The 14,678-nt window shown below is 36.8% G+C and carries 10 protein-coding genes; 7 read left to right on the top strand and 3 right to left on the bottom strand.

From position 1 onward, the window contains the following. The first annotated feature begins 64 nt into the window (after nucleotides 1-64). Nucleotides 65-949, top strand: coding sequence for a DUF1803 domain-containing protein (locus tag AB3I34_RS02735; protein WP_085444256.1), 885 nt, complete (start codon nucleotides 65-67; stop codon nucleotides 947-949). 58 nt (nucleotides 950-1,007) lie between these two features. Here the strand turns inward: AB3I34_RS02735 and AB3I34_RS02730 are convergent, their stop codons facing one another. Further along, nucleotides 1,008-1,559 (bottom strand): DUF2179 domain-containing protein, encoded by a 552-nt coding sequence (locus tag AB3I34_RS02730; protein WP_002361848.1) that lies wholly within the window; start codon nucleotides 1,557-1,559, stop codon nucleotides 1,008-1,010. Nucleotides 1,560-1,739: 180 nt separating this feature from the next. Here AB3I34_RS02730 and cls point away from each other — a divergent pair, with 180 nt between their 5' ends. The 3 genes from cls (at nucleotide 1,740) to AB3I34_RS02715 (ending at nucleotide 6,766) form a co-directional block, all read left to right on the top strand. After that, complete coding sequence (cls, locus tag AB3I34_RS02725) at nucleotides 1,740-3,200, top strand: cardiolipin synthase (RefSeq protein ID WP_002381891.1); 1,461 nt, start codon at nucleotides 1,740-1,742, stop codon at nucleotides 3,198-3,200. Between the two features lie 282 nt (nucleotides 3,201-3,482). Then, on the top strand, nucleotides 3,483-5,357 hold the full coding sequence (locus AB3I34_RS02720) for a beta-glucoside-specific PTS transporter subunit IIABC (protein ID WP_010712474.1): 1,875 nt from the start codon (nucleotides 3,483-3,485) through the stop codon (nucleotides 5,355-5,357). Next, nucleotides 5,357-6,766 (top strand): glycoside hydrolase family 1 protein, encoded by a 1,410-nt coding sequence (locus tag AB3I34_RS02715; RefSeq protein WP_010712473.1) that lies wholly within the window; start codon nucleotides 5,357-5,359, stop codon nucleotides 6,764-6,766. The genes AB3I34_RS02720 and AB3I34_RS02715 overlap by 1 nt, the downstream gene beginning before the upstream one ends. A gap of 329 nt (nucleotides 6,767-7,095) precedes the next feature. Here AB3I34_RS02715 and AB3I34_RS02710 read toward each other — a convergent pair whose 3' ends face one another. Beyond that, nucleotides 7,096-8,076 carry a LacI family DNA-binding transcriptional regulator gene (locus tag AB3I34_RS02710; RefSeq protein WP_016626664.1) on the bottom strand — a complete coding sequence of 327 codons (981 nt, stop codon included), beginning with the start codon at nucleotides 8,074-8,076 and terminating at the stop codon, nucleotides 7,096-7,098. Between the two features lie 18 nt (nucleotides 8,077-8,094). Further along, nucleotides 8,095-9,555, bottom strand: coding sequence for a sucrose-6-phosphate hydrolase (locus tag AB3I34_RS02705; protein WP_025189382.1), 1,461 nt, complete (start codon nucleotides 9,553-9,555; stop codon nucleotides 8,095-8,097). A 242-nt stretch (nucleotides 9,556-9,797) separates the two neighbouring features. Here AB3I34_RS02705 and AB3I34_RS02700 point away from each other — a divergent pair, with 242 nt between their 5' ends. The 3 genes from AB3I34_RS02700 (at nucleotide 9,798) to AB3I34_RS02690 (ending at nucleotide 14,569) form a co-directional block, all read left to right on the top strand. Continuing rightward, nucleotides 9,798-11,471, top strand: a complete 1,674-nt coding sequence (locus AB3I34_RS02700; RefSeq protein WP_010712470.1) for an alpha-glucosidase — start codon at nucleotides 9,798-9,800, stop codon at nucleotides 11,469-11,471. A gap of 16 nt (nucleotides 11,472-11,487) precedes the next feature. Continuing rightward, entirely contained in the window at nucleotides 11,488-13,416 is a 1,929-nt protein-coding gene (locus AB3I34_RS02695) for a sucrose-specific PTS transporter subunit IIBC (RefSeq protein ID WP_010712469.1), read from the top strand. A gap of 271 nt (nucleotides 13,417-13,687) precedes the next feature. Beyond that, nucleotides 13,688-14,569: a helix-turn-helix domain-containing protein gene (locus AB3I34_RS02690; protein ID WP_002363971.1), complete on the top strand. Its 882-nt coding sequence runs from the start codon at nucleotides 13,688-13,690 to the stop codon at nucleotides 14,567-14,569. The last annotated feature ends 109 nt before the right edge of the window (nucleotides 14,570-14,678 follow it).

Genomic DNA, 14,678 nt, shown 5'->3' with positions numbered 1-14,678 from the left:
AGCGCCTAAGCAACGCGATAAATTCCTTGTTGCTTAGGCGCTTCAATAGTAAAGGGGCGTTAACATGAATGATTTAGCAATTTACTATCATTCTCCGCAACAAACGAAACAATACAATCATTTGCTCAACCAATCACTTTTTTTCCCTCTTGTTACTTTTATGTATGAACATCGGGAAGAAAGAATCATTTTAAGACAATTAAAAGCGGCCTTTGCAACAGAAGCCAAGTTAGAACAATTTTTATCAGAAATGATTGATTGTCAGTTAATCATTCGGGAAAATCGTCAATATCGTTTGAATTTTCCTATTTATACGGCAGCTGAAGTTGCGAGTTTGACCTTGGCTGAAGACGAACTTCCTAAGTTTAAAGGAACTGTAACAGAGCAATTATTTTGGCTAGCTGAATCTTTTTGGCCACAAGTGTTTCCAGAAGAGGAAGACTATTTTTTTGGCGTGAGCGGTGGCCTCTCATTTTATCAAAAACAAAGATTGGCGTCGGCACAACTATCTATAATTACGCTTGAAAAAGAAAAGACAGAGGTTCCAACAATGCCTCGTTATTTTGATTACTTGGGCAAAGAGCAATCCTTGCCAGAAGCCTTCAGCGCTTTATATGACTTGCTAGGGGACGTAAATCCTGAATACTATCTTTCGCAAGCGAGAAGAGTCATTAAACAAGCTCTGCGAGGCCGCAAAGTCAGTACTGTGCCTAATATTTTTCAAGAAAGTTTGCACTTGACCCAAGTGATTACGATTGACCAGGACCACTTAAAACTCCTTTTACCAGTAGCAACGGAACAAGCCGAGCCTTTAGAAGCACAGTCGGATATTCTAGCATTTTATTATGAAAAAATTGCTAACCGATCGGCCATCGAACGCTTAATTTTTATGCAACAATTGATTGAGCAACTAGGTATGAACTCTCTAAGTTATCTTAGAATACATTAAAGTTACGATAATTTTATTATGTAAACTGAAAATCGATAACAAGAAATGACGCCGCTTCTTAGTGAGAAATGGCGTCATTTCTTTTGCGAACTTTTTTCGTCCAAAAACCACCAGAAATGAACTTAGGCTCATAGGAAATGATAAATGCTCTCGGCTCTAATTGATTGATTAATTTGTACAATGTACGTTCGTTTTTTCTTGGGGAAAGAATTTCTAAAACCATTCGTTCTCCTTCGCGTCCGTAGGCAACACTTTGTGTAACACCATAGCCGTGTTCACGAAGTGTTTCTGGTAAATGAAATTGTTCAGTAGTAGAAGGGAGGATAACCGATACCATAATATAACCCAAGGCCAAATAGTCTTCGATTTTAATTCCTACACTAATGCCAACAGCGTAACCAAGCGCATAAACAAGTAAATTTAAAGGATTGTCTAACCGATTCAGAACCATACTTAGCCCTAAGACATAAATTGTTATTTCAGCCATACTAACCAGCGGTGCAATAACCCGATAACCTTTCATCGTTAACATAAAACGAATAGTATTTAAGGTAATATACGCAAAATTAATGATAAAAATCATAGCTAACATTTTCAAATCAACGACCATAAAATAAGTACCTCTTTTCAAAATCTTTACATCTAGCCCTCATTATAGTACAGAAAAACTGAGAATCAAAGGCGAAACACTTATAGAAATGAATTCTTTTTTGAATATTCGCTCATATTATTCGCCTAATTTAACTGTTATTTGATATAATCTTAGTATGAAGTAAGAAGGAGGTAAGCGATGAAAATTTTTGTTTGGATTTTGTTATTTTTATTAGTAATTAACGTTATTGCTGCCTTAATTACTGTTTTTAGAAAACCTCGTAGTATTTCCAGCGTTTTAGCATGGATGATGACGTTGATTTTCTTGCCTGGTATCGGCTTTATTATTTACTTATTCTGTGGGCGGGGTATCGATGGACAAGAAGTATTTAAATTGTCTGATGATGAAAAACAAATGGTTCAACGAATTAAAGAAAAAGTGGACATTGATAACAAAAAAGCAGGGCGCGATAAACGTTATGATTTACTTTATGATGCGAAAGTTTTAAATCGTTATTTCCGGAATATGGACGCATCACCTTTGGCCAAAAGAAATAGTTTGCAATTATTCACAGATGGCCAAGAAAAATTCCAAGCATTATTTGAAGATATTCGTGCAGCGAAAGAAACCGTTCATGTGGAATATTATGCGTTTTTTAATGACACGATTGGCAATCAATTTTTAGATGTATTAATCGAAAAGTTGCATGAAGGCGTGGAAGTTTACTTAATTTACGATCCTTGGGGTTCACCAGGCGCAAATAAAAAGTTTTTTGCTCGTTACGTTGACGCTGGAGGAAAAGTAGCTCCCTTTATTACTTCACGCGATATGATCCGTAAAACACGTCTAAATTATCACTTGCATCGAAAAATTGTTGTCATCGATGGCAAAATTGGCTGGACCGGCGGGTTCAATGTCGGGGATCAATATTTGAATGTCACCGAAAAATTTGGTTACTGGCGAGATACCCATATTCGTTTGGTCGGGACGGCCGTATTTTCATTGCAAGAGATATTTATCATGGATTGGAATGCTTCAGTCAAATATCCTGAAGAACGTATGACGTATCATGAAAAATATTTTAAATTACCAGAAGATCATGAAGTGGAGCATTTGTCCTTACAAGTTGTTTCAGATGGTCCTGATTCAGAAGAAGAAATTTTGAAAAGCGGGTTTGTTCGGATGATTTTTTCTGCAGAAAAGAGTGTCTGGATTCAAACACCGTATTTAATCCCTGACGATAGTATGATTAATGCGTTGTTAGTGGCGGTTCGTTCGGGTGTCGACGTGCGAATTATGATTCCTTGTATGCCTGACCATCCCTTTATTTACCGCGCAACACAATATTACGCGAATTACTTACACAAACGCGGCATTAAAATTTATATTTATGATAGTGGGTTTATTCATGCAAAAACAATGGTAATTGATGATGAATTAGCTATGGTTGGGACAACAAACCAAGATATTCGCAGTTATTCATTGAATTTTGAGGTAAGTACGTTTATTTACAATCCCGACATTGCGTGGATGTTAGCGCAAGTCTTTGAAGAAGATATAGAAAAAAGTGTCTTACTAACCGACGAGATAATTAAAAAACAAGGGTACTGGCTACGCTTCAAGCAAAACTTTTCACGCTTGTTGTCACCAGTCTTGTAATCAAATAAATCAGCAGTGAATGTAGTAAACTACTATTTTCACTGCTGATTTTAGTAACAAAACACTGAGGTGGTCTACCTAATTCATTGATAATCCCTCTAAATAATGGTAAATTAAAAATAAATTCAATCAGCTATTCTATCGTGAGAAACATAGTTATTACGTAGATCAGATCAAGGGGAAATTCACGACGAGCAAATATTGAGTGTGTTTGCTGAAACGTGCATGTGTGATTTGGTCTTTTTTATTGAGCTGTTATTTTATAGATAAGGAGTGGTCACCATGGACTACCTAGCAATAGCAAAAGAAATTTTGAAAGACGTAGGTGGCAAAGACAATATCGTGGATGTCACACATTGTTATACACGATTGCGTTTCGTATTGAGAGACACGAAACAAGCGAACAAAGAAGCCTTACTACAAACAGAAGGTGTCATTTCTGTTGTTGAAAGCGGCGGGCAGTATCAAGTGGTTTTAGGCAATAAAGTCGCGCATGTCTATAATGCTCTAGAACCTTTGCTGGCTCAGAAACTTACGACCAAAACATCCACAAAAGAAAAAAATTCATTAGGCAATCGAATTTTAAATACTGTTGCCGCGATTTTCACGCCTGTCGTACCAGCAATTGCCGCTTCAGGCATGTTAAAAGGAATTTTAGCTATTGCTGTGATGGTCGCAAACAATTTTTACCAGGTCGATTTAAAACCTTTGAATACGTATATTATTTTAAGCGCCGCTTCCGATGCACTTTTTTATTTTATGCCAGTTATTTTAGGTTATTCAGCTGCTAAGGTTTTCAAAACAAACGAATATATCGCCATGGTAATTGGTGCTACCTTATGTTATCCGACCATCGTTTCATTAATGACTGAAAAATCAGCGGTTACCTTGTTTGGATTACATGTGACCAAAGCCAATTATGTTTCCACGGTAATTCCAATTATTCTTGCAATTTTTATGTTAGCTTATGTGCAACGCTTTTTGGAAAAAGTTATTCCAGAAGTTCTAAAAATCATTATGGTTCCTACGCTATCATTACTTTTAATGATTCCAGCCACTTTATTATTATTTGGACCAATAGGGATTTATTTAGGTGACGGCGTGAATTGGTTGTATTATTATATAATGAATTTGAGTCCCATCTTGTTAGGCGGTTTTATCGGCGGAATTTGGTGTGTCTTAGTCATTTTTGGGGCTCACCGTGGGCTTGTGCCAATTGGGATTAATGATGTCGCTCGAACAGGACGGCAAAATTTGCTAGCGTTTGCTGGTGCAGCGAACTTTTCTCAAGCGGGCGCCGCATTTGGCGTGTTTGTCCGCACAAAAAATAAAGACTTGAAAGCTGTTGCTGCCTCTGCAACAGTGACTGCATTATTTGGTATCACAGAACCAGCCATTTATGGGGCAAACTTGCGGCTAAAAAAACCGATGATTTATGCGGTGGCTAGCGGAGCAGCAGGCGGGGCCTTAATGGGCTGGGGCGGTTCCTACGGGACAGCCTTCGCTAACCAAGGACTCTTGACCATCCCAGTTTACGCAGAAGCAGGAACCAAAGCCTTTATTTGTTATTTATTAGGTTGTGGCATTGCTTTTTTTGGTGCATTTCTATTAACGATTTTTCTAGGCTTTAATGATTTACCGCTTGACGAGTTACGTCAAGAACCAGTCCTAAAGACAGGGACAGTCAAAGAAAAGCAACGGATTCAAGCACCTGTTCAAGGACAACTCGTATCTTTAGACCAAATCAACGATGAAGTCTTTGCTTCTCAACAAATGGGAAAAACGCTAGCTATTTATCCGACAGAGGAACAAATTGTTTCACCAGGAAATGGGCAAGTGACGGCTTTATATCCAACTCATCATGCAATTGGCTTAAAGTTAGACAATGGTGCTGAAATCCTTCTTCACATTGGAATCAATACAGTCGAATTAAAAGGACGAGGATTTGAGAGGTTCGTAAAAGCAGGAGAAAGGGTCAGACTAGGACAAAAACTGCTCTCTTTTGATAAACAAATCATCCAAGCTGCTGGTTATGATCCAACCGTCTTAGTCATCGTAACAAATACTGCGGAAATGGCTGTAATTGAGACAACCAAACAAACAGAGATTACACCACAAACAAATTTATTTTTCATGCAAGTAAAGGAGCAAAACTAATGGTTAAACAATTTAAGAACGATTTTTTATGGGGGGCTTCTTCCTCCGCTTTTCAAATTGAGGGCGCTTGGAATGAGGACGGCAAAGGCCTAACAGTCGCTGATTACAATTCTTTTAAAAAGTCAGCTGTACAAGCAGATACGAAAGTCGCCAGCGATTTTTACCATCGTTTCAAAGAGGACATTGCGTTAATGAAAGAATTAGGCTTAAAAACCTATCGTTTTTCTCTTTCATGGGCACGAATCATTCCAACAGGTGATGGCGAAATCAATCAAGCCGGCATCGATTTTTATAATGCTGTCATTGATACACTTTTAGAAAACGATATTTTGCCGTTTGTCACACTTTATCATTTTGATTTACCTTTTGCGTTGGTGGAAAAATACAATGGTTGGGCGGATCGTCGCTGCGTTTCCGCATTTCAACGCTATGCGCAAGTCTGTTATCAAGCATTTGGTGATCGAGTCAAAAATTGGCAAGTTACAAACGAACAAAACTTAATGATTCGTGTCGATGAACGAATGAATATGTACGATGTTGCACCAGAAAATATTGAAAAAATTCGTGCACAAATGGATTACCATATGTTTGTTGCCCATGCGTTAGCGACGAATGATTGTCACCAATTGGTTGCTGGGGGAAAAGTCGGACCCTCTGTTTCCTCAACGATGACTTATCCTAGTTCCAATAAGCCTGAAGATGTTTGGGCAGCTCGTATGAATGATAACTTTAAAACGAATTACGCTCTAGAAATGTATTGTTTTGGCGAATATCCTGGTTACTATCAAGAGTATTTGACCAAATGCGGCATTTATCCCGAAACACAGCCAGAAGATCAAGCAATTTTGAAAGCCGCTAAACCAGATTTTATCGCCCTTAATTATTATCGGACGTTAGTCGCTAGCTATTTACCGACAGATGAGCAACACCCATTGGGTACGAAAGAAAAGGACATTGATTTTGATCTATACGGTTATTTCAAAATCGAAAAAAATCAACATTTAAAAACCTCTAAGTATGGTGCCCAAATTGATCCAACTGGTTTACGTTTAGTTTTAAATGATTATTATCGTCAATACCGTTTGCCGTTAATCATTACAGAAAACGGCTTAGGCACACCCGATCACCTAACAGAGGACGGAAAAATTCATGATGATTATCGAATTGCGTATTTGCATGACCATATTGCTGCTTGTCATGCGGCTATTTCTGACGGTGTTGAGTTGTTTGGTTATTGCCCTTGGTCGGTCATGGATATTTTAAGTTCCCATCAAGGATTCAAAAAACGCTACGGTTTTATTTACGTTAATCGTGAAGACCATGAGTTAAAAGATTTACGACGTATTAAAAAAGATAGTTTTTATTGGTACCAATCAGTGATTAAAAATAATGGGTTACCAGAAGAATAGTGATCAAAAAGGATCATCCATTGCATAAGTGGGTGATCCTTTTGTTTTCAAGTTCTGTCATTCCGTGTTAGACTTAAGTTAACAAACCCATTAAAGGTGGTGAGAGAGATGAATAATTACGATTTATGAAAATGGGCTGCCGGGAAACGAACCGAAAAAGATAAAAATGAAACCTATAGTGCCAAAAATTGGTGGTATGTTTTACTAATGCTCGGTGTATTTGTAGGGATCATGTTGTTGTATTATTTAATCTCTGTGCTTTGGAATTAAGGGGAAATGGGCAAATGAGGAATTAAGAATAAAAAAAGACACCTTTTCAGGTGTCTTTTTTAACAGGATTCAGACAATGATAGCTGAATCGGAATAGGATAATTTTCCTCGAGTGCAACATCAGAATCTTTCATTCTACGAAGCAGTAAGTCAATCATAACGTCACACATCTCGTCGATCGGCTGCACAATGGTTGATAGTTGTGGGGCAATTCTTTTGATTAATTTTGTCCCATCATAACCAATTACTTTTAATTCTTCAGGAATCGATATCTTCAATTTTTGAGCAATATTCATAACTGTAATTGCTGTCAAATCATCGGTACAAAAGATGCCGTCCACAGTTTTATTTTGAAGTAAACGTTCAATTTCTAGATTTTTTAATGTTGTTGAGGTTCCATTATCAATTTGTAGAATCGTTTTTTCTGCGCCATATTTTTCCATCGTTTGTTTATAACCAGCCAATCGATAATCGCTAGGTGCGCCTGTGTTATTAGCACCAGTAATAATTGCAATCTTTTGTGCTCCACTTGCAAATAAGGCTTCAGTGGCTTTTTGGCCACCTTGAAAGTTTTGCGAAGAAACAATTGGAATGCCAGGTGCCAAGAAACGGTCAAAGGAAACAATAGGTAGTGAAACATTTTCATATTCGTTAATAGCTAAGTTATGGCTACCAGTGATTACACCATCCACTTTATTTGCAGCGAGCATTCGTAAATAGGCGCGCTCTTTTTCTGGATCTTTTTCACTATCACATAAAATCACTTTATATCCTTGAACAAAGAGCTTTCTTTCCAGTGTTTCAATTAATTCACCAAAAAATGGATGACTAACAGAAGGGAAGACTAAACCAATCAGCTGCGTACTTTTTCCTTGGAGGCTTCTGGCTAATCCATTAGGTTGATAATTTAATTCTTCCATCGCTTGATGAACTTTATCAATTGTTTTTTGACTAAGATAACCATAATTATTAATCACGCGGCTTACCGTTGTCGGGCTCACCCCAGCAAGCTTTGCTACATCCGTTAATTTAACCACCATCAAAATTCACCATCATTCCTAATTATTCGTATTTTCCAGCTCATAAAAACAAGCTTTTGCCGTCTTGGATAGATGAAGATACTGTTGCGCTTTATCTGGAAAGAAGCGACCAGTCATCGTTTTTTCACCTTTATTTACATAGATTTCTGCAACAGAGCAATCAACAAAAATAGTTAACTGAACTGACTTATTTTTCCTAATTTTAGTTTCACGAATTGTGCCATACTTTTCAGCAAAAGGTTGGCCAGCAAATGTTCGATCAAGGGTTATTTTACCATGAATCGTATCAATTGTAATTAAAAGTCCTTTTGAACCCGTTTCGTTCGCTAAAAGCCGAATAAAAGCAATCTCATTTTTGGGAATATCCACTTCTAATTCAAAAGAAGCAGTAGATAAAAAATGGCAGCCATTTGATAAAGTAGTAGCGGATTGACGAAGCATTTCTGTTTCAGAAACTGGATATTGAAATAGTTTCCCGTTGTGAATTGTGAGTTCTTTAACCAGACTTAAGCCATTTGCCCAACCCTCCACATCACTTGGGTAAGTGATTTCTGGCAACCCAATCCAACTGACCGCAAGTGCACGACCATCTGGCGCGTTAAAGGCTTGAGTGGCGTAGACATCAAACCCTTCATCTAAATTTTCAAAAGGCCCAGCCTGAACTAAAGAAAGATTCTCCAAATCAAACGTTTCGGCCAATGTGTACATATTCGGATAGATATTCTGATAACTTTTTACAGATGGAGATAGACCTTGTGGGCAAAATAATAAGACAGGCTGGCCATCAATAAATACCAAATTGGGGCATTCAACCATGTAGCCTAATTCTTGGTCGGTGAACGTCAATTCGCCAAGTTGATGAAAATTGTGTACGTTTCGATCTTTAGAGAAATAGACCACAATTTTTCCTTGTCCATTTAAATCACTAGCACCAATTAATAAAACAAGTCCTTCTTGATAAGGAAATACCATCGGATCACGAAAATGGGAAGAATAATTGGGGTCAATAGGTAGGAATGGTGTTGATTCCTTTGTGATTGCATCTAAAGAATTCAGCCATGCAATATTTTGATATGCAAATCGTTGCCAAGTTTGATCACGAACATTTCCTGTATAAAATAAACATAGTTGGTTATCTATTGGTAAAGCTGAGCCTGAATAGACGCCATGAGAATCATATTCAGAGTCGGGATAAAGGGCAATTCCTTCATAATCCCAGTGAATTAAGTCGGAGGAAGTTAAGTGGGCCCAACTTTTTAGTCCATGAACACTCCCGAAAGGAAACGCTTGATAAAATAAATGCCACTGGTTATTGAAATACGAAAAACCGTTGGGATCATTTAGTAGTCCTGTCTGTGGTTGAATATGATACTTAAAACGCCAACTAGATTGCGCGATAATAGAAGTTAGATTTTCGAGGTGAGCAGATGTCCAAGAAGAATAAGGCGCATAACGTAATTCATCAGTCCATTGGTTCATGATGCTTGACATAAGTAATGTCTCCTTTATTAGAAAATAGTAGTTAGTCTAATAGTATAAACAAATCAGAAAAAAGTCAAACGTATAACATATACAAATCTATTTAAATCAAAAGAATATTATAATTTACATTTATTTATGATAAACGTTTGACATATTACGCAAAAACGAGTATCATACAAAATGTAAAAACGGTTACAGAAAAAATTAACAGGACTAGTTTAAGAGTGAGGAGAACCAGAATGAACAGAAATTGGTGGCAAAAAGAAGTGGCCTATCAAATTTATCCACGTAGCTTTTCGGATAGTAATAATGACGGAATTGGTGATTTACAAGGCATTATTCAAAAACTGGATTACTTAGAAAATTTAGGAATTACGCTGATTTGGCTGAGTCCAATGTACCCGTCGCCAATGGCTGACAATGGATATGATATTTCAGACTATTATGGTATTTCTAGCGATTTTGGTACAATGGCAGACTTCGATGAACTCATTGAAGAAGCAAAAAAACGAAAAATAAAAGTTATTTTAGATTTGGTGGTAAACCATACATCCGATGAACATGCTTGGTTTCAAGATGTTTTAAAAAATCCTCAAAGTCGTTTTCGAGACTTTTATATTATAAAAGAAGGACAAGAAGCACCTACAAATTGGCGGTCTAACTTCGGTGGTAGTGTTTGGGAAAAATTACCTGGGGAAGATGCCTACTATTTTCATGCCTTTCATAAAAAACAGCCGGATTTAAATTGGGAAAATCCTGAACTACGAAAAGAAATCTACCAAATGATTCGTTTTTGGTTAAACAAAGGAATTGCTGGTTTTCGTGTAGATGCGATTAATTTTATTAAGAAAGATTTGACTTGGACAAACTTACCTGCTGATGGGGCAGATCAATTAGCCAAAGTAACAAAAGCGAGTAGAAACATGCCAGGAATGAGTGACTTTCTGAACGAGTTAAAAGAAAAAGCTTTTGCTGGTTTTGATATTGTCACAGTTGCTGAAGCGGCCGGCGTCAATTATCAAAATTTATCAGAATTTATTGGAGAAACAGGGTATTTCGACATGATTTTTGACTTCAAATGGGCTGATTTGGATGTGAAATCAGGAAGCGAATGGTTTTATAGAATCGATTGGTCTTGGAATGATTTACGCACATTAATTTTCAAACAACAAGAAGCCATGCAAGAGGCTGGTTGGAGTGCGAATTTTATCGAAAATCATGATCAACCTCGAGCGACAACGAAATATTTAAAAGAACAGGCTCAACAGCCAAATGCGGTTAAAACATTCGGCGCCATGTATTTCTTTTTAAGGGGCACGCCTTTTATTTACCAAGGACAAGAATTAGGAATGACCAATTTTGAAAGGGGTTCGATTGATGAATTCGATGATATTTCTAGCATTGATCAATACTATCGAGCAATAAAAGAAGGATTTACGCCCAAAGAAGCCTTGTCACTTGTCAATTTGCGTAGTCGAGACAATGCCCGCACGCCTTTTCCATGGAATGATTCTATGTATGGCGGTTTTTCAAGCGTCAAACCTTGGTTAGGAATGGTGGATAATTATAAAGAAATCAATGCCGAAGCAGAAATAAAAAATAGTCAAAGTATTTTTCATTTCTATAAGCGGATGATTGCATTTCGTCAAAAGAGTCCCTATACAGACATCTTACTTTATGGAACATTTGAGGGACTATCGAATCTTCCAGATAATGTTATTGCTTATAAACGCAAATTAAATGAAAAAACGATTTACGCCTTTTTTAATTTTGGTGAGGCGGTTCCAATCCCTCATTATTTAGTTAATGGCACAGTTATTTTTGATACACAGTCTGAAGAACGAGAGCAGTTAGTTCAGCAGGGAACATTATTAAAAAGCTATCAAGGACTATTGATTACTATAAATGAGTAGCTAGGAGGAGTATAACATGGCAGAAAATTATAAGCAGGCAGCCAAAGACATTATTCAATTAATCGGTATGGATAACATTATATCGGTCACCCATTGTCAAACGCGGTTACGTTTTATTTTGAAGGACCACGAACAAGTAGATGGTAAACAACTAGAAAAAATTGATTTAGTAAAAGGTGTCTTTTATAATGGCGGTCAATACCAAGTGATTTTAGGAACTGGCATTGTAACTAAAGTGTATGATGAAATAGAAAAACTTGGAATCAATGTTGTGTCAAAAGCAGAGCAAACAGCAATTTTAAAAAATAATGAAACGGGCATGCGCAAAACAATGCGCATTTTAAGTGAAATATTCATTCCAATTGTTCCAGTAATTGCAGCAACAGGATTGTTCCTAGGGTTAAAAGGTGTTATTTTTAACGACACTTTTTTACAATTATTCGGAGCAAGTGTAGCCAATATTCCTGAAAGCTTTCAACAAATTGTCTCTGTCATTACAGATACCGTCTTTGCCTTTTTGCCAGCTTTGATTGTTTGGTCTACCTTTAAAGCATTTAATGCGACACCTGTAATCGGGATTGTTATTGGTTTAATGATGGTATCACCCATTTTACCAAACGCTTATGCAGTTGCAACACCAGATTCTGGCGTGAAAGCTATTATGGCTTTTGGTTTTATCCCAGTTGTCGGTGCACAAGGATCCGTTTTAAGTGCAATTGCTGCTGGTATAATTGGCGCAAAGATTGAACTTTTTTTCCGAAAAAAGATGCCGAATATTCTCGATCAAATTTTTACACCTTTTATGACTATGTTAATTACTTTTTTAATCATGATTCTCGGAATTGGCCCAATTTTGCATACCGTTGAGTTAGGCATGGTAGATGTTGTCCAATGGTTGATTGGGTTGCCCTTAGGATTAGGTGGTTTCGTGATTGGTGCCTCATATCCTTTAATGGTTTTGATTGGTATTCATCATACACTAACTATGGTAGAAACATCATTATTAGCAAATACAGGATTTAATGCATTGATTACAATATGTGCCATGTATGGGTTTGCTAACGTTGGCAGTTGTTTAGCCTTTGCGAAAAAAGCGCAAGATAGCAAAGTGAAGTCGACAGCCATTGGTTCTATGTTGTCTCAATTATTTGGAGTTAGTGAGCCTGTGTTATTTGGATTACTTATTCGTTGGAACTTAAAACCGCTGCTATGTGTCTTGTTTACGTCAGGTTTAGGCGGAGCAATCTTAGCTATTTTTCATATTCAATCAAATTCTTATGGATTAGCCGTTATTCCTTCTTTCTTAATGTATATCTATAGTGCACATCAATTAGTGATCTATTTATTAGTCGCACTTTTATCTGTCGGTGTATGTTATGCATTAACCAGTCTATTTGCAATTCCGCAAGAAGTTTTGATTTCAGATAAAGTAATCGAAGAGGAAGAACGCGAAGTCTTTGAAATGCAACACAATACCTTAGATGAACAACTTTTTTCTCCGGTAACTGGTTACGCCATGAATCTTACTGCTGTTAATGACCCGGTATTTTCAAGCGAGATGATGGGCAAAGGTTTAGCAATCATGCCAACAGCGAACAAGGTTTACGCGCCTGCAGATGGTTTATTAAACTTGGTTGCAGAAACTGGGCACGCTTATGGTATCCAAACGGACGCAGGAGCTGAAGTATTAATTCATATAGGAATTGATACTGTCACATTGGGGCAGGAGGTCTTTCAGACACAAGTAACCCAAGGTCACCGTGTTAAAAAAGGAGATCTTTTAGGAACGTTCGATCGAAAAGCCATTAAAGAAGCTGGGCTTGACTCAACTGTCATGGTTATCATTACAAATACTTCAAGTTATTTAAGTGTAGAGCCAATGATGTCAGATCATAATGAAATTACGCCGGAACAAATCATTTTAAACCTAAATACACCTAACTAAACAAAAGAACAGCAAGAAGTAGTTATCACTTCTTACTGTTCTTTTCTTAAGAAAAAACCAATGATTTTCGGTTGTATTTGTCTATCCGTTTGTAGTATGATTGAGTCAGTTTTAAAGGAAACATGCCAAGTATGGAAGACCATACTTGACACGCATTGACTAATTAAACATGGGGAACGTTGCCATAAGTTGATGTTCCAGTCAATAATGCAAGTAAATCAAACATAGCATGTACCTCCTTTAATTGATAATCAAAGTATAACATTTTTTAATGAATTTACATAATAATACAAGTGGAGGTCTGTTCGTGAAGGTAGCAGGAGACAAAATAAAACAAGCGAGAAAACTTAAAAAAATCACACAATCAGAGCTGGCTAACGGCATCTGTACGCAAGCAACAATTAGTAATATTGAAAACCGTAATCTATGTGACAGTTTAGATATTTTCTCATCTATTTGCCTCCGATTAGATTTAGAAGTAGAAGAATGCATGATGATTTCTGAAGAAAAGAAAATTGAAAATCTACTAAACAAAGTCGAGGATTTATCTTTACGGTTATTTCACTTAGAGGCCTACAATTTATTACAAGAAGTGCCTGAAGGTCTTATCTTATCTAATAATGAACTAACGACTAAATTGTTATATTATAAGGGAATTACTTGTTTATTAGGAAAAAAAGATAAAGCAGAAGCCTTGTTTTACCTATACCGGGGCGCGGAAATTGACCGTAAAGTCAATATTTACAACATTTTAAGCCTGAATGCGCTAGGTACGCTATATGAACTGGAAAAAGATATGAGAAAAGCGCAAGTATATTACGAAAAATCATTACAAGAATTGGAACAATTTAAATTAGAATGTTCCTTGGAGCGTTGTAGAATTTATTATAATTCTGCTAAATTCTACTCGGAAATGAAAGACTACCAAAAAAGTGTCATTTTAAGCGAAAAAGGGATTCAGATTTGTCGTGACAAACACTCCATTTATTTGCTAGATTATCTTTTATATGAAAAAGCCTTTAACAAACAAATGCTCGGGGAAGACACAGCCGATGACTATCGTCAAGCCTATTATTTTACACAATTTTTTGGCAATACAGAAGTCCTACAATATATTGAGAAAGATATGAAAGCTTTTAATATTTCCTATTAATTTAATCAAAAAGCCGATAAAAGCTGAAAATCCAGTTTTTATCGGCTTTTTGAAAAGTCTAGGCAAGTTGCTTTTAAAAATCAGCAGTCACGGTTACGATAAGCAAGAC

It is taken from the genome of Enterococcus sp. C102(2024), assembly GCF_040888205.1.
GTDB lineage: Bacteria > Bacillota > Bacilli > Lactobacillales > Enterococcaceae > Enterococcus > Enterococcus faecalis.
The sequence above is the reverse complement of the archived record's forward strand: the minus strand, read 5'-3'. Positions and strand labels throughout refer to the sequence as shown.

Bases quoted from the DNA above. Each gene is read 5' to 3' on its own strand.
- AB3I34_RS02735 (WP_085444256.1), top strand. From the start codon at position 65: ATGAATGATTTAGCAATTTACTATCATTCTCCGCAACAAACGAAACAA.
- AB3I34_RS02730 (WP_002361848.1), bottom strand. From the start codon at position 1,559: ATGGTCGTTGATTTGAAAATGTTAGCTATGATTTTTATCATTAATTTT.
- cls (WP_002381891.1), top strand. From the start codon at position 1,740: ATGAAAATTTTTGTTTGGATTTTGTTATTTTTATTAGTAATTAACGTT.
- AB3I34_RS02720 (WP_010712474.1), top strand. From the start codon at position 3,483: ATGGACTACCTAGCAATAGCAAAAGAAATTTTGAAAGACGTAGGTGGC.
- AB3I34_RS02715 (WP_010712473.1), top strand. From the start codon at position 5,357: ATGGTTAAACAATTTAAGAACGATTTTTTATGGGGGGCTTCTTCCTCC.
- AB3I34_RS02710 (WP_016626664.1), bottom strand. From the start codon at position 8,076: ATGGTGGTTAAATTAACGGATGTAGCAAAGCTTGCTGGGGTGAGCCCG.
- AB3I34_RS02705 (WP_025189382.1), bottom strand. From the start codon at position 9,555: ATGAACCAATGGACTGATGAATTACGTTATGCGCCTTATTCTTCTTGG.
- AB3I34_RS02700 (WP_010712470.1), top strand. From the start codon at position 9,798: ATGAACAGAAATTGGTGGCAAAAAGAAGTGGCCTATCAAATTTATCCA.
- AB3I34_RS02695 (WP_010712469.1), top strand. From the start codon at position 11,488: ATGGCAGAAAATTATAAGCAGGCAGCCAAAGACATTATTCAATTAATC.
- AB3I34_RS02690 (WP_002363971.1), top strand. From the start codon at position 13,688: ATGAATTTACATAATAATACAAGTGGAGGTCTGTTCGTGAAGGTAGCA.